Raw genomic sequence first — 18100 nt, forward strand, 5'->3', positions numbered from 1 at the left:
TTACCATTGCGCGCGGCACTTCCCGCTATGATTTGTGCCAATGCCCCATGCGCTGCGCTGCGCCTAATCTTGCGCCCATGGCACAAGACACACTTACCCGCGCGCTCGAAAGCGCAGCTTCCTTTTGCGATATCGTGCGTGAACACGCCTTGCACTCGGGTGACACCGCCGCCTTTACCTTTGGCGACGAGGTGATCAGCTTTGCCGAGCTGAACGAAGGCAGCAATCGCGTCGCCAATGCGTTGGTCGCGATGGGCGTTGAAAAAGGCGACCGCGTCGCCTTCCTCGGCAAGAACCATCCGCTTTACTTCGAGGCGCTGCTGGGCGCGGCCAAGATCGGCGCGGTGATGACCCCGGTGAACTGGCGCCTCGCCGCGCCCGAAGTCGCCTATATCCTCGACAATTGCGAGGCGCGGATCGTGTTCGTGGGCGAAGGCTTTGCCGACATTCTGGCAAAGGTGCGCGGTGACTGCCCGAAGGTAGAGCAGGTCATCGGCATCGACGCGCCTGACCATTCCGGGGCGGATTACCGCACCTGGCGCGACGGCTTCCCACCGGACCCGGTGCCTGCGCGCGTCGGGCTGGAGGATGACGCGTTGCAGCTCTACACCTCGGGCACCACCGGCAAGCCCAAGGGTGCGGTGATGACCCACGGATCGATCCTGTCGAGCCGGGCCGAAGGGTATGACCGTAAATGGCAGGAGCCGATTCCGGGCGATGTCACCTTGCTTGCCATGCCGTGCTTCCACATCAGCGGCACCGGGACGGGGATCGGCACGATGGTTGCGGGCAGCAATTCGATCGTCTTGCCCGAATACGATCCGACCAAGGCGCTCGACCTGATCGAGAATTACAACATCTCTAAAATCTTCCTTGTCCCCGCCGCGATCCAGATCCTGCTCAATCATCCGCGCGTGCACGAGGTCGATTTCAGCCGCCTCAAATACATCACCTACGGCGCCTCGCCGATCCCGCTCGAACTGATGAAACAGGCAATGCGGGTGCTCGGCTGCGGGTTTGTGCAGATGTACGGCATGACGGAAACAAGCGGCACGATCGTCGCGCTCGATCCCGAAGATCACGTGCCCGAAGGCTCCCCCCGGATGCGCAGCGTGGGCAAGCCGCTGGCGGGCGTCGAAATCAAGATCATCGACGAAGCGGGCAATCCGGTCCCGACAGGGACGGTGGGTGAAATCGCCACACGATCGTCCAAGAACATGCGCGGTTACTGGAACAACCCGCAAGCCACCGCCGACACCATCGACGCGGACGGCTGGCTGCGCACCGGCGATGCAGGCTATCTCGACGAGGATGGCTATCTCTACATCCACGACCGGGTGAAGGACATGATCATCTCGGGCGGCGAAAACGTCTATCCGGCAGAGGTCGAAAACGCGATCTACGCCCACCCCAAGGTTGCCGATGTCGCGGTGATCGGCATTCCGTCGGAGAAATGGGGCGAGGAAGTGAAGGCCTGCGTTGTCGTGAAAGCGGGCGAGGAGCTGACCGAAGCCGAAGTGATCGCCCATGCGCGGGAGCATATTGCGGGCTACAAATGCCCCAAGTCGGTCGACTTCATCCCCGCTCTGCCACGCAACCCGAGCGGAAAGATCCTGCGCCGCGAACTGCGTGCGCCCTATTGGGAAGGGAAGGAGCGCGCGGTCAACTGATGCAGGACGCAGGCTGCCTTGCGATCCGGCAGGTCGCCTATTTCGTGCCCAACATCGAAGCCGCCGCACGCGCTCATAGCGAAAACTTTGGCTCAGGCCCGTTCTTCGTGCTGCGCCACATCCCCCTTGCGGCAAGCGAGCATCGCGGCGAGCCGCATCATTTCGATCATTCATCGGCCTATGGGCAATGGGGCGGTGTCATGATCGAATTCGTCGAACAGCACGGGGACGGACACAGCGCGATGCACGATCTCTTTCCTGCGGGATCGGGGCGATTCGGACTGCATCACATGGCCGTGTTCGTCGAAGGTCTCGACGCCGCCATCGCCGATTTCGAAGCACGCGGGCATCCGCTCGCCCAGCTTTCCGAAGTGGAAGGCGGGACGCGCTTTGCCTTCATGGATGCGAGCGCCACCCTCGGCCACATGATCGAATTGTACGAGCCGGGCGAGGCATTGCTCGGCTTTTACGCGATGGTGCGCGCTGCGGCGCGCGACTGGGACGGGACGGACGTGCTGCGGGAATTGCAGCGAAGCTAAGCGCTCAGCCCCACCAAACCCACCTTTTCCACCCGGCATTCGGCATCGGCCAGCGCGGCGACCACGCTGAACGCAACGAACCGCTCCTCTCCCAATTCGGCCACCACCGCGGCGGCTTCCTCGTCGGTGATCGCGGTGTGCTCGAACGGAATGCGCCGGGCATAGGCCAGCGTTGCGGGGGGCGCGGTTCCGACAGGCGGCGGAAGATCAATCCCGTGCACCCCGGCCACTGCGTGACGCACCTGCGCCGTCAGCTCCTCGCCCAGCGCCTCGTGTGCGGCCTTTCGAAATTCCTCGAACCCCGTGCGCAAATCAGGATTGGCGGCAAGCGCCTCGGCCACCGGGCCGCTCATTGCACCGGCTCCGTCGGGGCGGGTGTGGGCAGGACGGTGCGATCCATCACTTCGGGCTCCAGCCCCATCGTGATCAGAGCCTTGGCCAAAGCGAGAAACAACGTCAGCCCCAGACCCAGTTCCGCGATCTGTTCGGGCGAAAGATGGCGCTTAAGCGCGGCTTCGGCATCGCCGGTGAGCAGTTCGGGATCATGGATGAAGGCATCGGTGAATTTCAGCACCGCCTTTTCCGCGTCCGTCAGCCTGTCCGAGGTTTCATAACCCCAGTCGATATCATCGACGACATCCTCTCCCAGCCCCTGCCCCAGCGCCTTGTCGAAACGCACATTGCGACAGAACCCGCATTCGGTGACCCGCGCGTTGCGCATCCGGGCGACTTCCTTGAGCCGAGCCGAAAGCACATCGCTGCCCCAGAAACGGCCATACAGGCGGGTGAATGCGGCGGCGATCGCAGGCTGGTGCGCGAGGACCGAGCCGAAATGCGCAGGCTCTCCCGCCAAGGCCGAGGATACGCGGGGGATGGTGGACATGGTGCCTCTCCTTATGCGGGGGCAGGATAGACCCGGCCCCGGCGTGATGGCCCCTCCACATTTTCGCAGGGGTGCAGGCTGCGCCCTTCGTGGCATTGTCGCGCCAGCAAGGGAGAGTGGCATGGCAGGCGAAGCGCAGCGCGTGATCGAGCAATTCTGGGCGATCCAGGACGAAGGCGACTACACCAAACTCGCCCCGCTGTTTGCCGAGGATGCCGTGGTCGAAGACCCGGTCTGGGGCACTTACAACGGGCGCGAGGCGATCCTGGGTTTCATGACAACGATGGTGAAGGAAATGGGCGAGCGCCAGATCCACTTCACCGTCGATGAAATCTGCGGCGACGATCACGCATGCTGGGCGCGCTGGACGATGCATTCACCCGAAGGATCGCGTGGCGGCTGCGGCATTTACAAGGTCGCTGGTGGACAGTTGACCTACTACCGCGACTACATGGACCCGCCCGCCGAAGGCTAAAGCTTGCGATAGGCCGGATGCCCGGCCGCATCCACTCGATAGGTCGGCAGCGGGAATTCGGGATCGGGTTCGAACAGCGGCTGCCCGGCCAGCGGCGATTTCCAGTCGAGGATATAGGTGCGCGCAGAAATGCGCCATTCGTCCCCGCTTTCTCCGGCGCGTTTCTCCCATTCGTCGAGATAGCGCCCGCCGATCATGTCCCCGGCGATGGTGCCGTCATCCTGCCATCTGCCACCGCCAAAAATGCCGTAGCATTCGCTGCTGGCGGACGAGGGCGAATGAAACCGGATGAGCGGCTGCGAGAGCATGTGCCAGCGCCGAGCCAGATTACTCTCGGTTTCCATCACGACGGGCAGGAAATCCTCGGCGCGCCCGGTGAAGAAACCGTATTCGATCTGCGCATCGGGCCAATAGCAGCTCGCCTGCCCTTCGGCATCGAGCCAGTCCAAAGTGCGGCAATACCGCTGGATCACCTCGCCGATCTCCTGCTTGTCGAGCAGTTCCTGAAGTCTCGCGTCCATCGCACCCTCTCCAATCCGTCAGTTGTTGTCAGACACTATCGGACTGATCCTGACTGCAACGCCATTCGCAGTTTCGGGAGGGAAGCTTGGCCACGAAAAGCGACATCAACCTGTTCGATCCCGATCTGCAGCAATGCCCCTATGACGCATACAAGCGCCTGCGGGACGAGGCGCCTGTCTACAATATTCCGGGCACGCCGATGTATGTCGTCAGCCGCTATGACGACGTGCGCGAAGTCTTGATGGACCCGGCGCGGTTTCCCAGCTCGGCTTCCGAAACGCAGTTCCGCGCTTCCGATGGCGATGTCGAGCGTGCGCGCAAAGTGATGGAACGCTTCGAGGCGAAGGGATGGGTGCCCGCCCCGACGCTGAATGGCCGCGACGATCCCAATCACAAACAGATGCGCGCGATGTTCAACGAGGCGTTCAAGGCATCCAAGATCAAGGCGATCGACCCGCAGGTGGAAAGCCTCGCCTATGAACTGATCGACGGGTTTCTGGACGAAGGGAAATGCGAATGGGTGCGCCAGTTCTGCGTGCCGTTGCCGCTGTTCGTCATCGGCGAACAGATGGGTGCGGCGCGCGAGGACATGTGGCGGATCAAGCGCTGGACCGACGCTTTCTTCCAGCGCATTTCGATGATGCTGCCCGAAGACAGGCATCTGGAGATGGTGGACCGCGAGATCGAGGCGCAGCATTATTTCCAGCCGATCTTTGAAAAGCTGCGCGCCAACCCGGACGACAGCCTGATCAGCGTGCTCGTCAACACCGTGATCGAGGAATGGGGCCGCCCGCTCACCGATAACGAACTGCACGCCGAAATGATGGCGGATACCTTTGTCGGCGGCAGCGAGACGACCACCAACGCGCTGGCGGCGGGGATGAAGCTGCTGATCGAGAACAAGGACGTGTGGCACCAGCTCAAGTCCGATCCCGATCGCTACATGAAAACCTTTGTCGAAGAGGTGGTGCGGCTGGAAAGCCCGGTGCAATCGCTGATGCGCTTCGTGAAGGAGGAGACAGAACTGGCCGGGGTCACGATCCCGGCGGGCGCGATCGTCAATGTCCGCTTTGCCGCCGCCAATCGCGATGAGCGCGCTTTCGAATGCCCGGAGAAACTCGATCTCGACCGGCCCAAGGCGGGTAGTCACATGGGCTTTGGGTCAGGCACGCATCACTGCTTGGGCGCGCCGCTGGCACGCAGGGAACTGATCTGGGGCTTTACCGCCGTGGTCGAGCGGTTCGAGGACATGTGGTTCGCGCCAGGCAAGAACGATTTTGCCTATCACCCGCATTTCCTGCTGCGCTCGCTCAAGGAGCTGCACATCGAATTCGAGCCCAAGCGGCGCTAAGCGTTGGCTCGGGCCGCGCTGCGACCGGCGATATATCCGAATGTCAGCGCCGGGCCGAGCGTTCCGCCCGCGCCCGCATAGATCCCGCCGGTGGGGCAGGCGATGGCATTGCCCGCGCCGTAAAGACCGGGAATGGGTTTGCCGTCATGCCCCAGAATGCGGGCCGACCCATCGGTGCGCGCGCCGCCATTCGTGCCCAACAGGCCCATTCGGATCTCGACCGCGTAGAACGGCCCGCGCTCAATGGCACCCAGCGTTACCGCAGCCCCTTCATGCGTCCGGTCGCCATAGAAGTGATCGTAGGCGGATGTTCCGCGCTGGAAATCGGGATCGTGCCCGGCCTTCGCATGATTGTTGAAGCGCGCCACCGTAGCCTCCAGCGCATCAGCGGGAACTCCGATACGCCCGGATAGCGCCTCAAGCGTGTCGGCGCGCGTAACCCAGTCGGGCACCGGCTGCCCCGGAAGGCGCGGCCCGATCGGATAGCGATCAACATAATCCTGATCGAACACCAGCCACGCGGGCAGGTTGGGATAGTCATAGGTCTGCGGATCGAACTGGTGGAACGCGCCCGCCAGCGCGGAATAATTCGCCGCTTCGTTGCAGAACCGCTCGCCCTTGCGATTGACCATCAGCGAATGCGGCACCGTCCGCTCGATCAGCACGGGGGCGGCGCGCTGCTGCCCGCCGAATTGCGGGGCGGGCCATGGATTGTCGGGGATCACCAGCGTCGGCGCCCACCAGGCTTGGGTCATGTTGCCCAGCTTCGCGCCGCTCGCCATCGCCAGCTTCAGCCCCTCTCCCCGGGCAGTGGGTGGGGAGGCGGGCGCGTCCATCGGGCCGCGCAGGAACGTCTGGCGCATGTCTTCGTCCCATTCGAAGCCGCCGGTGGTGATGATGACGCCGCTATTCGCGCTTAGCGCATACGGCGCGCCCTCGCGTGTTCCCTCGATCCCGCAAATCCGGCCATCGCGCTGCACCAGCCGGTGCGTCTCGACATTCAGTACCGGCTCAATCCCGCGGACAAGGCACGCTTTGAGGAGACGCCCGACCATCGCCTGCCCGAACCCGCGTTCATTATTGGCGATGCGGCGCTGCAATTCTTCCGGCGGGACGATGCCGCTGCCCCCACCCAGAGGGGTTTCGCGCAGCATCATCGGCTTCAGTTCCTCGATTGCGGTAATCCGGCCCGCCCATTCGCCCAGTTCGCCCAGCGCAAACAGATCATGATCAAGCGCCCGCCCGCCTTCGGGTTTCGCGCCGGGCCGGTCGAGGTAATAGTCGGGATAGCCGTCAAGCAGCGCGACCTTGAGCGCATCGATCCCTTCGAGGAAGGCGAGCGCATCAGGGCCGCTGTCGACGAATGCCTGCAGCGTTTCATCCACCAGATCGCCGTGATCGAGCGCACGGAAATAGGCGAGCGCCTCATCGCGGCTGTCGACCATTCCGGCGGCGCGTTGGCGCGGATTGTCCGCCACCCAGATCACCCCGCCCGAAATCGCCCCGGTTCCGCCCACGCGGTCAAACCGTTCGATCAGCGCGACGCTCGCTCCGGCTTCGTGCGCCGCGAGCGCGGCGGTCATTCCGGCAGGGCCGCATCCAAGGATGATGATATCGGGATCGCTCATGGGCACATAGACGCTGCGCGCGGCCAATCGGGCAACCCGTCATTTTGGCAAGGTGCACAGCGCCCGTCCTCTCGCTACGCATCCTTGCAAAGGAGAGACGGCATGAAACTCGAAGGCAAGGTTGCAGCGATCACCGGCGGCACGGCGGGGCTGGGGCGCGGAATTGCAGAGGCATTCCTGCATGAAGGCGCGAAGGTGGCGCTGTTCGCCCGCAATCCCGAAAAGGGCGCGCGCGTGGTCGAGGAATTGCGCGTCGGGCGCGGCGGCAAGGACCGGGTGATCTTCGTGCCCGGAGACGTGATGAACCAAGCCGATGTCGAAGGCTTCATTGACAAGACCGTAGAGGCTTTCGGCACGCTCGACATCCTCGTGAACAATGCGGGCGGCGCGGGCGACCTTCAGCCGATGGTAAACCTGTCTGACGAGGCCTTTGACGAGGCGATGAAGTGGAACGTCTATTCCACCTTCTGGGCGACCCGCAGGGCCCTGCCGACAATGCTCGCCAAGAAGGACGGGCGGGTGATCAATATCTCGTCAATGGAAGGCAAGCACGGCAAGCCGGTGTTCACCGCCTATACCGCCGCAAAGCATGCGGTGAACGGGCTAACCAAAAGCCTGGCGCGCGAAGTCGGCGAACAGGGAGTGACCGTGAACGCCATCTGCCCCGGCCTGGTAGTCACCGACATCATCAAGAATAACGGGCCGGAAACCGCCAAGGCGATGGGCATGGAGTTTGACGACATGATCGCGATGTTCGCATCCGAAGCCGCGATCAAGCGCCCCAACAAGGTAGAGGAGATCGCTGCCATGGCGCTGCTGCTGGCGAGCAAGGAAGGGGCCGGGATTACCGGCGCGATGCTGAGCGTGGATGGCGGAACCGCGCAATACTGACGCGGATCAGGTTAGCCTTCCTGCAATTTCGCCATCGCAGCACCCACGGCGGCTTCGATATCCTTTGCCTGCGGATTGCCGCGCAGGGTCAGGCCGCCGTTGGGCTGGATGTTCTGCCCGGTGACAAAGGCATGATCGGTGCACAGCCACAGGCAGGCATGCGCCACATCCTCTGACGTGTTGAGCCGCCCAAGCGGATATTTCGGCATGAAGGCATCGACAAGGCCGGGCACCTGAAAGCTTTCCGAAGTCATCGGGCTTTCGGTGAAGGCCGGGGAAACCGTGTTGGCCCGAATGCCCAGATGGCCGAAATCATTGGCGACGCATTCGATCATCGCTTCGCCTGCCCGCTTGGTGCCGATGTAGGCCGCGTGATTGTTGATCAGCGCCTTGGTCGTCGCTGATGACAGCGAGATGATCGAGCCACCGGTCGGCTCCTGTTCGCCCATCACTTTGACGAAGGCTTGCAGGAAATGATGCACGCCCTTGAATTGCAGGTCGGTAATCTGGTCGAGCTGTTCCTGCGTGGTTTCCAGCAGGTTCGCCAGCAGGCCCCAGCCGGTGCAGTTGATCGCGGCGTCGACCCGTCCGTATTCCGCCTTGGCCTTCTGTGCGAGCGCGTGGACCTCGTCATGGCTGGTGATGTCGCACAGCGCGTAAGTGCCGCCGATTTCCTCCGCCAGCGCGGCGAGCGGGGCTTCCTTGCGCCCGGCCACCATCACCTTTGCGCCTTCGCTGGCGAACAGGCGGGCGATAACCTGCCCCATGTTGCCCACGCTTGCAGCCCCCAGAATGACTGCGCTCTTGCCTTCCAACTGGCCCATGAATTCTCTCCTGATCGAATTGCGCCCACCCTAGCCAGAGCGTGGCGGGTATGCCCTTCCCAAAAGTGTTCATTGTTCATCCCCGCGCGCTCTTGGATAGGGGCAGGGTATCAAGGGAGAGGCCAGCTATGTTCAGAGGACCAGCCGAAGACCGTCAGGCGATCGCCGAACTCAACGGAACCTATGCCGATGGCGTGGTGCGCAAAAGCGCGGCCACATGGGGCACCGTCTGGGCCGAAAACGCCACCTGGGATTTCTTCGGTAATCTATTCGAAGGCAGGGCGGCGATCGTCGGCTTCTGGGAACAGGCGATGAGCGGAATCGAAGCTGTCAGCTTCCACTGCGTGCCCTGCATGATCGAAGTCACTGGCGATACCGCCACTTCGCGCGTGCAGACGCAGGAAATCCTCCACATGAAGGACGGCAAGACCCGCGTTGTCGGCGGCCTTTACGAAGACGAATTGGCAAAGATCGACGGCGCGTGGGTGTTCACTCACCGCAAGTTCGGGATCGTCGCCGAATACAACCCGCAAGAAGGATAAACCGATGGCCAAGATTGTCATTGCCGCCCAGATCGACCTTGACCCCGCCCAGCGCGAAGAAGCGCTCAGGACTGCCAAGCCGCATATCGACGCCGCGCTCGCGCAGGACGGCTGCATCGCATACGACTGGAGCGCCGACGGGAACGATCCGGCACGCGTCAACGTGTTCGAGGAGTGGGAAAGCGAGGAAGCGTTGGCCCACCACTTCGCCAATGCGGCCTATGCCGGTATGCGCGATCACATCGGCCAGTTCGGGCTGACAGGCGCCGCCAGCAAGAAATACCGCGTCGATGCCGAAGGGCCGGTTTACAACGCCGAAGGTCAGGCGACCGAGGCGTTCGATTAGGCTGCTCGGAGCGATCCTCGCCGGGGGACAGGCACGCCGTTTCGGCAGCGACAAGGCGCATGCGCGCTACAACGGGTTCCGGCTGATCGATCTCGTATTCGATCATTTGAGCGCCCAATGCGAAGCAATCGTGGTGTGCGGTCGCGATGAACCGGGTTTTGACTGCATCCCCGATTTGCCCGAAGCCGGAATGGGGCCGCTCGGCGGATTGAACGCGGCTCTGCACCACGCTCGCGCACAGGGGTTCAGCCACGTGTTGAGCGCGGGGTGCGATGCCCCCAACCTGCCGCACGACCTCGCACAGACGCTTGCCGGTGACGGCGCGGCAATCGTGCAGAGCCAGCCGGTGGTGGGGCTATGGCCGGTCGAACTTGCCCCGGTGCTGGCCTCGTTCCTCGATGACGGCGGGCGCGCGCTTTATCGCTTTGCCGAAGGTGTAGGAGCGCGGCGGATCGCATTCGACCCGCCGCTGCTGAATGTGAACACTCCGGGCGATTTGCCGCCTACAGCTTGAGCATCTGTTTCCCGCGGTTCTTGCCGGTGAATAGCCGCTGGAGCGTGTCGGGCGCGTTTTCGAAGCCGTGCTGGATGTCTTCCTGATATTTCAGGCTGCCATCCTTGACGAACCCTTCGAGCCGCTTGCGGATGCCGGGGAATTCGCTGGCCCAGTCGAGCACGATGAAGCCCGCCATAGTCCCCCGGCGGAACACCAGGTTGAAGTAATTCTCCGGCCCGGCAGGCAGGCTGCCGGTTTCGTACCGGCTAATGCCGCCGCATATCACCACGCGGGCTCCGGTGGCGATGCAGGCGAGCATGTCGTTGAGGATTGCGCCGCCGACATTGTCGTAGATCACATCGACGCCGCGCGGACAAAGCTCCTTGATCTGCGCCTTCACATTGCCCGCCTTGTAATCGATGGCGGCGTCGTATCCGGCTTCCTTGACCAGCCATTCGCACTTTTCGGCGCCTCCCGCGATGCCCACGGCGCGGCACCCGGCGATCTTGGCGAGCTGGCCGACAATGCTGCCCGTCGCCCCGGCCGCGCCCGAGACAAGCACGGTATCCCCGGCAACCGGCTTTCCGACCTTGAACAGCCCGCAATAGGCCGTCAGCCCGGTCGTCCCCAGCACCGAAAGCACGGCGGTGGGCGACAGGTCGGTTTCGACCTTGGTCAATTCCTTGCCGTCGGTGACGAGATATTCGGTCCAGCCGGTCGTCCCGAACACAAAGTCGCCGACTGCGAATTTGCCGCCATTGCTTTCGACCACCTCGCAAATGCCGCTGCCGCGCATCACGTCGCCGATCGCCATCGGCGCTACATAGTCGGCGATGTTTTCCATCCAGCCCTTCTGCGCAGGATCAAAGCCGAGATAGCGGGTTGCCAGCACCATTTCCCCCGGGCCCGGATCGGGCAATTGGGTTTCGGCCAGCTTGAAATCATCTTCGGCGATACCCCGGCCGCGCGGATGTCCGTTCAAAAGCCATTGGCGGGTGGTGGTTGGCATGGGTGTTTCTCCTTCGCCGCCTCTAATGCGCACCTCACCCCAATGCCTCCACGGACAAAAGTGTCAGTCGCTGCACGGCGGCGCTCTGGTATCTCTTGCAGCAAGGAGAGAAGTCATGGCTGTCGAGACTCACAAGACGTTTTGCCGTTTCTGCCACGCCAATTGCGCGATGGAAGTCGATGTCGAGGTGACCAAAGCCGGGCGCAAAGTCATCGAGGTACGCGGCGATCCCGATGATCCCGCTTTCGGTGGATACACCTGCCTGAAAGGGCGCGAGCTGCCGGATTCGCACAATGCGGAACATCGCCTGCATCACAGCCTGGTGCGCAATGCCAATGGCGAGTTTCAGGAAACCGCCATGCCAGATGCGCTCGCCCATGTGGCAGAGACGATCCGCCGCGTGATCGACGAACACGGGCCGCACGCGGTTGCCGTGTTCATGGGATCGGGCGGGTATCAGAACAGCGCCGCCATGGCCGCCTCGCTCAGCTTCGCGCAGGCAATCGGCACGCGCAATTTCTACACCTCGGTGACGCTCGATCAGCCCGCCAAGGTGTTCACCACCGCACGTTATGGCAAATGGATGGGCGGCCCGAACACCTTTTCGGAAAGCGATGTCGCGCTTCTCGTCGGCAACAACCCCATTGTCTCGCACTATTCCCCGCCGGGCGGCGTTCCGCCGTTCAGCCCGTCGCGCCGCATCCGCGATCGCAAGGCCGAAGGGATGAAGGTGATCGTCGCCGACCCACGTGAAAGCGATGTGGCGCGGCTGGCGGACATATACCTGCCGGTAAAGCCGGGCGAAGACCCCGCGCTGCTCGCCGGGATGCTCAACGTGATCATTTCCGAAGAGCTGTATGATCGCAATTTCGTCTCCGCCCATGTCGACGGGTTTGAAGAACTCGCCGAAGCGGTGAAGCCGATGACGCCCGAAGTGGCGGCAGAGCGCGCCGGGGTGGACAAGGATCAGCTGGTCGCCGCCGCGCGGATGTTTGCTGGCGGATCGAAAGGCTGCGCCGTCACCGGCACCGGTCCCGAAATGGCGGGCAACGGCACGCTGACCGAATATCTCGTCACCTGCCTCAACACCGTCTGCGCCCGGTTCAAGCAGGAGGGCGAAAAGGCCGCGATCCCCGGTGTCTTCACCAACATCAACGGCCCCCGCCGTGCGCAGGTCGGCCCGCCGATGCCGATGTTCGGCGCGGAAGGCATGGCGAAATCGCGCTTTCGCGGGCTCGGCCAGCTTGGTTTTGAAATGCCGTGCAATGTGCTGGCGGACGAAATCCTCACCCCCGGCGAAGGCCAGATCCGGGTGCTGATATCGGTCGGTGGCAATCCGGTGGTGGGCTTCCCCAACCAGCAGAAGATGGTGCGCGCGCTCGACGATCTCGACCTGTTCGTGCAGATCGACCCGTGGATGAGCGCCAGCGCAAAGCGCGCCGGTGTCGTGCTCGCCCCGTCGCAATGCCTTGAGCGTGAAGACATCACCAACCTGTCAGAATGGTGGCACGAAACCGCCTATGCCCGCTACGTCGAAGCGCTCGCGACGCCTCCGGGTGACGTGATCGACGAATACGAGATGTTCTGGACTTTGGCCCATCATCTGGGCGTGCAGATGAACCTTGCGGGCGGGCCGTTGCCGATGGATCGCAAGCCGTCGAAGGAGGAATTCCTCGATCTGATGACAGCCGGTTGCATTGCCCCGCCCAGCCAGGTGCGCAAGGATGCGCAGGCGGCAGGCGGCGCGGCGGTGGTCTATGAAGACAAGCACCCCGTCGTCGGCCCGGTGGAGGAAAGCGAATTCAACCGCTTCAACCTTGCCGCAGGCGACATGCCCGCCGAATTGCTGCGCTATGCCGACAATCCGGCGGCGCGGGCGGGTTACGAATTCAAGCTGATCAGCCGCCGTTCGAAAACGCGCTTCAACTCGATCGGGCACCCGCTCAAGAAGCTGCGTGAAAAGACGACGACCAACCCGGCCTATATCCACCCGGACGACATTGCCGCGCTGGGGCTGGAAGAAGGCGGGATTGTCGAAATCACCAGCCCGCACGCCACGATTCATGGCGTGGTCAAGGCGAGCAACAAGGTGCGCCGTGGCCTCGTGTCGATGGCGCATGCCTATGGCGATGCCGACGCGTCGAAAGAGGATGTGCGCGAGCGCGGCTCTTCGACCAACCGTCTGACCAGCGACGAGGTGGATTACGATCCGATCACCGGACAGGCGCTGCAAAGCGCGATCCCGGTGAAGCTTGTCGCTGCCTGACCCGTAACGAACAAAAGGAATTCCCATGCCCGAAAACCGGCGCTTCCTCCTCCAGCGTCGCCCCGATGGCGAACCTGTCGCGCAAGACTTCGAGCTTGTTACCGAGCCGACGCCCGAACTGGCGGAGGGGCAATTCCTGATCCGCAACCATTATGCCTCGCTCGATCCGGCGATGCGCGGATGGATGGACGCGGGTGGGAATTACATGCCGCCGATCCCCCTGGGCGATCCGGTGCGCGCCAGCACCATCGGCGTGGTCGAGGAAAGCCGCGCCGACGGGTTCGAAAAGGGTCAATGGGTGATGGGCCTCAACGCGCTGGAGGATTATTCTATCGGAGTCGCGGGCGGCTTCACCCAGCCGATCGACCCGTCACTGGTGCCGAGCGTCACCAATTACCTCTCGATCTTCGGCGCGGTCGGGATGACGGCGTATTTCGGTTTTCTGGAGGTGTGCGAACCCAAGCCGGGTGAAACCGTGCTGGTATCGGGCGCGGCGGGCGCGGTCGGCAGCCTTGTCGGACAATTGGCGAAAATCCACGGTTGCCGCGCTGTCGGCATTGCCGGCGGCCCGGCGAAGTGCGCTCGGCTGACGGAGAAATACGGCTTTGACGCAGCGATCGACTATCGCGGCAAGGATGAGGCCGCGCTGACCGCCGCGATAGCCGAAGCCTGCCCGGACGGGGTCGATGTGATCTTCGAAAACGTCGGCGGGATCATCCTTGATGCCGGGCTGATGAACCTCAACCTGCATTCGCGGGTCGGGCTGTGCGGCCTGATCAGCGAATACAACACCGAGCCGCGCGGCATCCGCAACCTGTGGCAGCTGATCGTAAAGCGCGCGCATATCCGCGGCCTGCTGGTGGCGGATTATGTCGAACGTTTCGGCGAAGGCGCGGTGAAGATGGGCGAATGGGCCGCTGCCGGCAAACTCACCATCGACGAACATGTCGATGAAGGGCTGGAACATGCTTTCGACAGCTTCATGCGGCTGTTTGCCGGGACCAATGACGGCAAGATGATCCTCAAGATCGCCTGATGGGATCGCTGCTCGTCCTGTCCGGTGGCCATCCCTACGAGGAAGGACCGTTCGACGAGCTGATCCATGCACTCGGCAATTGGGACGTCACCCATCTGGTGCACCCCGAAGCGGAGCAGAAGGTCGCCGAGGGGGCGCTGAACCTTGCCGACGCGCTGCTGTTCTACGACATGGGCGGGTACACTTTCGCCGATGGGGCGGTGGCGGTGCAAGAGCCCTCGCAAGCCTTCCGCAAGGCGATCACGCAGCGGTTCCTGTCAGGAAAAGGCGCGGTGGCGATGCATCATGCGCTGGCCGGGTGGGCCGATTGGCCGGAATGGCACGAATGGCTGGGCGGGCAGTTCCACTACCAGCCCGGAAAGCACGGCCCGGATTCCGGCTATCGTCACGATGTGGCCTACGAAGCGCGTATCGTGGCCAGCCATCCGGTGACGCAGGGCCTGCCCGAAGGCTTCCCGGTTACCGACGAGTTGTATCTCTGCCCGATCGATGAAAGCGCGATCACGCCATTGGCACGCGCCGAGGGGTTCGGTTTCACACGCGACAATTTCTACTCGGCGGCAAATGCGGTCGCGGGCGAGATGTTCAGCCGGGACGGCTGGGATCACCCTCAGGGCAGCAATTGCGTCGCCTGGGAAAGCCGGACCTGCCCCGCCCCGCTCGTCTATCTGCAATTCGGCGACGGGCCCGATACCTATGCCAACCCGCATTTGCGCCGGATGCTCGCACAAGCGCTCGAATACACTTCAGGAGGAAACGCATGACCCCGATCGAAACCATCGAAGCCTTTATCGCTGCCTGGGACGAATATGATCTGGAGAAGATCTATTCCTTCATGGCCGAGGACATCGAATGGAGCGACATCCCGCTTTCCACGGTGAACGGGATTGCGCAGGTCCGGGCCAAGATGGACGGTTTCCCCGGCGTCGAAGCCTGCGGGTTCGAAACCCACCATATCGCCGCCAATGGCAATGTCGTGCTGACGGAACGGACCGACTGGTTCCAGATGAAGGGGCGCAAACGCTCGATCCGGGTGATGGGCACCTTCGAATTGAACGACGAGGGCAAGATCGCGCGCTGGCGCGACTATTTCGACAGCGCCGAATTCGTCCGGGAATTCGGCGATCTGGCGGGTGGCTAAGCGTCGCGGCAGCCTTTTGACGCCATGCAGATGACGCAACCCTAACACATTCGCGCATCGCGCTGGCGGGCGGGGAGTGGCTAGAAATCAGGCTCGAAATTCCTCGCGATGGGAGCCGCCCGCATGAACAAGCCCGAAGCCATCAAGGACGCGCACATCTTCGCGCCGGAAACGCTGCTTGATCCGTTCGACTACTACCGCGCGATCCACGATGCCGGGATCGCGATCGAGCATCTGCCGGAAATGAACACCTATGTTGTCTACAGCTACGACCTGTGCAGCGAGGCCAACACCAAGCCCGAGGTGTTCTCGAACGATTTTACCGCTCTGATGGGGCGCGAGGAGGATGAGGAGATCAACGCCATCCTCGCCGAAGGCTGGCCGGACGAACCCACCCTTTTGACCGCCGATCACCCCGTCCACACCCGCAACCGCAAGCTGGTCAACCTCGCCTTTTCCGCGCCGCGCGTGAACGCGATCGAAGGGACGATGCGCGAAAAGAGCGTCAGCCTGATCGAAGCCTTCGCCGACAAGGGTGAGTGCGAGTTCGTCGAGGAATTCGCGATCCCATTGCCGGTGTTCATGATCGCCGGGCAGATCGGGCTCGACAAGGATCCCAAGCAGGTGAAGATGTGGTCGGATGCGGCGGTCGACCGGTTCAGCCAGATGGTCGATCACGAACGCAAGAAGGAATGCGCCCGCAGCCTGGTCGAATACCAGCATTACATGAAAGGCCTGATCGACGATCGCCGCGCCAATGGCGGGGACGATCTGCTGACCGATCTGGTTGAAGCGCGGGTCGAAGGCGAAAAGCCGCTGACCGATCCGGAGATCATGTCGATCATGCAGCAATTCATGGTGGCGGGTAACGAAACCACCACTTCGACGCTGGCGGGCGGGCTGTTGCAGCTTATCCGCAATCCCGAACAGATGGAAAAGGCCAAGGCCGCAGCCGGCGGACGCGATCCAAAGCTGATCGGCAACCTCGTCGAAGAGGCGCTGCGTTACGAAACGCCGACAGCGGGGATGTGGCGCATCGTCAAGCAGGACACGCGGCTGGGCGATACCGACATTCCGGCAGGGGCCATCGTGCAACTGCGCTATGCCGCGGCCAACCGCGATCCGAAGAAGTTCGAAAACCCCGACAAGTTCGACATCGAACGCACCAATGCCCGCGCGCATCTGGCGTTCGGCAAGGGGCCGCACATGTGCGTGGGCAACATGCTCAGCCGCAAGGAAATGCTGGTCGCCTTCGACGAGCTGCTGGAACGGCTCGACAATTTCGCTGTCGCCGATCCGGACGGGATCAAGGTCCTGCCCAACATCCTGCTGCGCGGCGTGACCCGCCTGCCAATCACCTTCACCAGGAAGGGCTGAATCCCGTGAATTTCGATCTGTCCGAAGAACAGGAAATGTTCCGCAGCTCGGTCGAGCGGTTCGCCGCGCCGATCGATGTCGAGGCGCGCCGCCGCTTGCGGCTGTCGCCCACTGGCTATGATCGCGGGCGCTGGAGCCAGCTTGCAGAGATGGGCCTGATCGCGCTCTCCGCGCCCGAGGATGCGGGCGGCATGGGCGGTTCCGCCATCGATCTTGCGCTGGTGGCAGAAGCCATCGGCAAGGCCAATTCGCCCGATCCCTGGCTGGAGCACGGCGTGGTTCCCGCTTTGCTGCTGGCGGCAGGCGGGGGTGAGGCGTTGCTGGAGCCGGTGTTGAGCGGAGAGACAATCGCGACCCTCGCCTGGGCCGAACGGGCGCAACGCTACAATCTCGAACCGGCCGCCACCGTCGCCGAATACACCGGGGACCGTTTTACGCTGTCGGGTGAAAAGACGTTCGTGATGGGCGCGCTGCTGTCCGACCTGTTCCTCGTCACCGCAAAGGCCGGATCGCAAACCGCCTGTTTCGTGGTGCCGCGCGATGCCGAAGGTGTCGAAGTGCGCGCCTATCGTCTGGCGGACGGCAGCATTGCCGGCGAACTGCGGCTGACGCGCGTGCAACTGGACAAGGCGGCGCGGCTCGATCTCGATCTTCCCGCGATTGAAGCGGTTATTTCCGATGTCCGGACCTATGCCGCCGCAGAGATGGTTGGTCTGGGCCAACGGCTGCTCGACGATACGCTCGCCTATGTGAAGGAGCGGGAGCAATTCGGGGCGGCAATCGGGACGTTTCAGGCGCTCCAGCACCGGCTGGTCGAATGCTACGTCCGGATCGAGCAGTGCCGTTCGATGCTGTATCGCGCCGCGCTGACCGATCGCGGCGATGCGCAAGAATGGCAGCGTGCCTCTGCCGGGGCGAAGGCTTTCATTGGCGAGAATGTCGACGCGATCGCGCGCGAAGCGGTGCAGATGCACGGCGGCATGGGGATCACCGACGAACTGGCAATCGGCCACGCGATGAAGCGGGTGATGGTGCTCGCCCGGCTGTTTGGCGACACCGATGCCGCGCTGTCCGAATACGCGCAGGCAGCCTGACAAGAACTAG

20 protein-coding genes are annotated in these 18100 nt (G+C 63.0%); 14 read left to right on the forward strand and 6 right to left on the reverse strand.

Annotation, left to right across the window (positions count from 1 at the left end; genetic code table 11):
• Positions 1–77: 77 nt before the first annotated feature.
• Together L1K66_RS01495 and L1K66_RS01500 are read left to right on the forward strand one after the other, a co-directional pair.
• Positions 78–1670, forward strand: a complete 1593-nt coding sequence (locus L1K66_RS01495) for a fatty acid--CoA ligase (protein ID WP_252259310.1) — start codon at positions 78–80, stop codon at positions 1668–1670.
• The gene (locus tag L1K66_RS01500; RefSeq protein WP_252259311.1) at positions 1670–2209 is read left to right on the forward strand and encodes a VOC family protein; all 540 of its coding nucleotides are present in this window, start codon (positions 1670–1672) and stop codon (positions 2207–2209) included. The genes L1K66_RS01495 and L1K66_RS01500 overlap by 1 nt, the downstream gene beginning before the upstream one ends.
• Here L1K66_RS01500 and L1K66_RS01505 read toward each other — a convergent pair.
• Together L1K66_RS01505 and L1K66_RS01510 are read right to left on the reverse strand one after the other, a co-directional pair.
• A complete protein-coding gene (locus L1K66_RS01505) occupies positions 2206–2562 on the reverse strand; it encodes a hypothetical protein (protein ID WP_252259312.1) in 357 nt (118 codons plus the stop codon). The two genes, L1K66_RS01500 and L1K66_RS01505, sit on opposite strands and share 4 nt — an antisense overlap.
• Positions 2559–3092: a carboxymuconolactone decarboxylase family protein gene (locus tag L1K66_RS01510; RefSeq protein ID WP_252259313.1), complete on the reverse strand. Its 534-nt coding sequence runs from the start codon at positions 3090–3092 to the stop codon at positions 2559–2561. The genes L1K66_RS01505 and L1K66_RS01510 overlap by 4 nt, the downstream gene beginning before the upstream one ends.
• Before the next feature lie 121 nt (positions 3093–3213).
• Between L1K66_RS01510 and L1K66_RS01515 the strand changes: the two genes are divergently transcribed.
• Positions 3214–3567 (forward strand): nuclear transport factor 2 family protein, encoded by a 354-nt coding sequence (locus L1K66_RS01515; RefSeq protein WP_252259314.1) that lies wholly within the window; start codon positions 3214–3216, stop codon positions 3565–3567.
• Here L1K66_RS01515 and L1K66_RS01520 read toward each other — a convergent pair.
• A complete protein-coding gene (locus L1K66_RS01520) occupies positions 3564–4088 on the reverse strand; it encodes a nuclear transport factor 2 family protein (protein WP_252259315.1) in 525 nt (174 codons plus the stop codon). The two genes, L1K66_RS01515 and L1K66_RS01520, sit on opposite strands and share 4 nt — an antisense overlap.
• An 86-nt stretch (positions 4089–4174) precedes the next feature.
• On the opposite strand from L1K66_RS01520, the gene L1K66_RS01525 reads away from it, so the two are divergent.
• Positions 4175–5440 carry a cytochrome P450 gene (locus tag L1K66_RS01525; RefSeq protein ID WP_252259316.1) on the forward strand — a complete coding sequence of 422 codons (1266 nt, stop codon included), beginning with the start codon at positions 4175–4177 and terminating at the stop codon, positions 5438–5440.
• Here the strand turns inward: L1K66_RS01525 and L1K66_RS01530 are convergent.
• Complete coding sequence (locus L1K66_RS01530) at positions 5437–7068, reverse strand: FAD-dependent oxidoreductase (protein ID WP_252259317.1); 1632 nt, start codon at positions 7066–7068, stop codon at positions 5437–5439. The two genes, L1K66_RS01525 and L1K66_RS01530, sit on opposite strands and share 4 nt — an antisense overlap.
• A gap of 102 nt (positions 7069–7170) precedes the next feature.
• On the opposite strand from L1K66_RS01530, the gene L1K66_RS01535 reads away from it, so the two are divergent.
• Entirely contained in the window at positions 7171–7959 is a 789-nt protein-coding gene (locus L1K66_RS01535) for an SDR family NAD(P)-dependent oxidoreductase (RefSeq protein WP_034956694.1), read from the forward strand.
• A gap of 11 nt (positions 7960–7970) precedes the next feature.
• Here L1K66_RS01535 and L1K66_RS01540 read toward each other — a convergent pair whose 3' ends face one another.
• A complete protein-coding gene (locus tag L1K66_RS01540; RefSeq protein ID WP_252259318.1) occupies positions 7971–8783 on the reverse strand; it encodes an SDR family NAD(P)-dependent oxidoreductase in 813 nt (270 codons plus the stop codon).
• 128 nt (positions 8784–8911) lie between these two features.
• Between L1K66_RS01540 and L1K66_RS01545 the strand changes: the two genes are divergently transcribed.
• Genes L1K66_RS01545 through mobA form a run of 3 tightly spaced genes read left to right on the forward strand, consistent with a single transcriptional unit; the run spans position 8912 to position 10185 of the window.
• Positions 8912–9325, forward strand: a complete 414-nt coding sequence (locus L1K66_RS01545) for a nuclear transport factor 2 family protein (RefSeq protein WP_034956690.1) — start codon at positions 8912–8914, stop codon at positions 9323–9325.
• Between the two features lie 4 nt (positions 9326–9329).
• The gene (locus L1K66_RS01550; protein ID WP_051700388.1) at positions 9330–9671 is read left to right on the forward strand and encodes a putative quinol monooxygenase; all 342 of its coding nucleotides are present in this window, start codon (positions 9330–9332) and stop codon (positions 9669–9671) included.
• Positions 9616–10185: a molybdenum cofactor guanylyltransferase gene (gene mobA / locus L1K66_RS01555; protein ID WP_252259319.1), complete on the forward strand. Its 570-nt coding sequence runs from the start codon at positions 9616–9618 to the stop codon at positions 10183–10185. The genes L1K66_RS01550 and mobA overlap by 56 nt, the downstream gene beginning before the upstream one ends.
• Here the strand turns inward: mobA and L1K66_RS01560 are convergent.
• Positions 10175–11176 (reverse strand): NADP-dependent oxidoreductase, encoded by a 1002-nt coding sequence (locus L1K66_RS01560; protein WP_252259320.1) that lies wholly within the window; start codon positions 11174–11176, stop codon positions 10175–10177. The two genes, mobA and L1K66_RS01560, sit on opposite strands and share 11 nt — an antisense overlap.
• A 115-nt stretch (positions 11177–11291) precedes the next feature.
• Here L1K66_RS01560 and L1K66_RS01565 point away from each other — a divergent pair, with 115 nt between their 5' ends.
• The 6 genes from L1K66_RS01565 to L1K66_RS01590 all read left to right on the forward strand — a co-directional run bounded on the left by L1K66_RS01565 (position 11292) and on the right by L1K66_RS01590 (position 18090).
• Positions 11292–13442 carry a molybdopterin-containing oxidoreductase family protein gene (locus L1K66_RS01565; protein WP_252259321.1) on the forward strand — a complete coding sequence of 717 codons (2151 nt, stop codon included), beginning with the start codon at positions 11292–11294 and terminating at the stop codon, positions 13440–13442.
• A gap of 25 nt (positions 13443–13467) precedes the next feature.
• Complete coding sequence (locus tag L1K66_RS01570) at positions 13468–14478, forward strand: NADP-dependent oxidoreductase (protein WP_252259322.1); 1011 nt, start codon at positions 13468–13470, stop codon at positions 14476–14478.
• Entirely contained in the window at positions 14478–15242 is a 765-nt protein-coding gene (locus tag L1K66_RS01575) for a ThuA domain-containing protein (protein WP_252259323.1), read from the forward strand. Before L1K66_RS01570 ends, L1K66_RS01575 begins: the two co-directional genes overlap by 1 nt.
• Positions 15239–15619: a limonene-1,2-epoxide hydrolase family protein gene (locus L1K66_RS01580; RefSeq protein WP_252259324.1), complete on the forward strand. Its 381-nt coding sequence runs from the start codon at positions 15239–15241 to the stop codon at positions 15617–15619. Before L1K66_RS01575 ends, L1K66_RS01580 begins: the two co-directional genes overlap by 4 nt.
• 123 nt (positions 15620–15742) lie before the next feature.
• Positions 15743–16996 carry a cytochrome P450 gene (locus tag L1K66_RS01585; protein WP_034956678.1) on the forward strand — a complete coding sequence of 418 codons (1254 nt, stop codon included), beginning with the start codon at positions 15743–15745 and terminating at the stop codon, positions 16994–16996.
• A 5-nt stretch (positions 16997–17001) separates the two neighbouring features.
• Positions 17002–18090, forward strand: coding sequence for an acyl-CoA dehydrogenase family protein (locus L1K66_RS01590; protein ID WP_252259325.1), 1089 nt, complete (start codon positions 17002–17004; stop codon positions 18088–18090).
• Positions 18091–18100: the final 10 nt, after the last annotated feature.

The organism is Erythrobacter aurantius (assembly GCF_023823125.1).
In the GTDB taxonomy this organism is placed as follows: domain Bacteria; phylum Pseudomonadota; class Alphaproteobacteria; order Sphingomonadales; family Sphingomonadaceae; genus Erythrobacter; species Erythrobacter aurantius.

Coding starts and splice junctions, on each gene's coding strand:
- L1K66_RS01580 (WP_252259324.1), top strand. CDS start 15,239: ATGACCCCGATCGAAACCATCGAAGCCTTTATCGCTGCCTGGGACGAA.
- L1K66_RS01570 (WP_252259322.1), top strand. CDS start 13,468: ATGCCCGAAAACCGGCGCTTCCTCCTCCAGCGTCGCCCCGATGGCGAA.
- L1K66_RS01520 (WP_252259315.1), bottom strand. CDS start 4,088: ATGGACGCGAGACTTCAGGAACTGCTCGACAAGCAGGAGATCGGCGAG.
- L1K66_RS01495 (WP_252259310.1), top strand. CDS start 78: ATGGCACAAGACACACTTACCCGCGCGCTCGAAAGCGCAGCTTCCTTT.
- L1K66_RS01565 (WP_252259321.1), top strand. CDS start 11,292: ATGGCTGTCGAGACTCACAAGACGTTTTGCCGTTTCTGCCACGCCAAT.
- L1K66_RS01545 (WP_034956690.1), top strand. CDS start 8,912: ATGTTCAGAGGACCAGCCGAAGACCGTCAGGCGATCGCCGAACTCAAC.
- L1K66_RS01535 (WP_034956694.1), top strand. CDS start 7,171: ATGAAACTCGAAGGCAAGGTTGCAGCGATCACCGGCGGCACGGCGGGG.
- L1K66_RS01540 (WP_252259318.1), bottom strand. CDS start 8,783: ATGGGCCAGTTGGAAGGCAAGAGCGCAGTCATTCTGGGGGCTGCAAGC.
- L1K66_RS01505 (WP_252259312.1), bottom strand. CDS start 2,562: ATGAGCGGCCCGGTGGCCGAGGCGCTTGCCGCCAATCCTGATTTGCGC.
- L1K66_RS01530 (WP_252259317.1), bottom strand. CDS start 7,068: ATGAGCGATCCCGATATCATCATCCTTGGATGCGGCCCTGCCGGAATG.
- L1K66_RS01550 (WP_051700388.1), top strand. CDS start 9,330: ATGGCCAAGATTGTCATTGCCGCCCAGATCGACCTTGACCCCGCCCAG.
- mobA (WP_252259319.1), top strand. CDS start 9,616: ATGCCGAAGGGCCGGTTTACAACGCCGAAGGTCAGGCGACCGAGGCGT.
- L1K66_RS01575 (WP_252259323.1), top strand. CDS start 14,478: ATGGGATCGCTGCTCGTCCTGTCCGGTGGCCATCCCTACGAGGAAGGA.
- L1K66_RS01560 (WP_252259320.1), bottom strand. CDS start 11,176: ATGCCAACCACCACCCGCCAATGGCTTTTGAACGGACATCCGCGCGGC.
- L1K66_RS01585 (WP_034956678.1), top strand. CDS start 15,743: ATGAACAAGCCCGAAGCCATCAAGGACGCGCACATCTTCGCGCCGGAA.
- L1K66_RS01515 (WP_252259314.1), top strand. CDS start 3,214: ATGGCAGGCGAAGCGCAGCGCGTGATCGAGCAATTCTGGGCGATCCAG.
- L1K66_RS01510 (WP_252259313.1), bottom strand. CDS start 3,092: ATGTCCACCATCCCCCGCGTATCCTCGGCCTTGGCGGGAGAGCCTGCG.
- L1K66_RS01500 (WP_252259311.1), top strand. CDS start 1,670: ATGCAGGACGCAGGCTGCCTTGCGATCCGGCAGGTCGCCTATTTCGTG.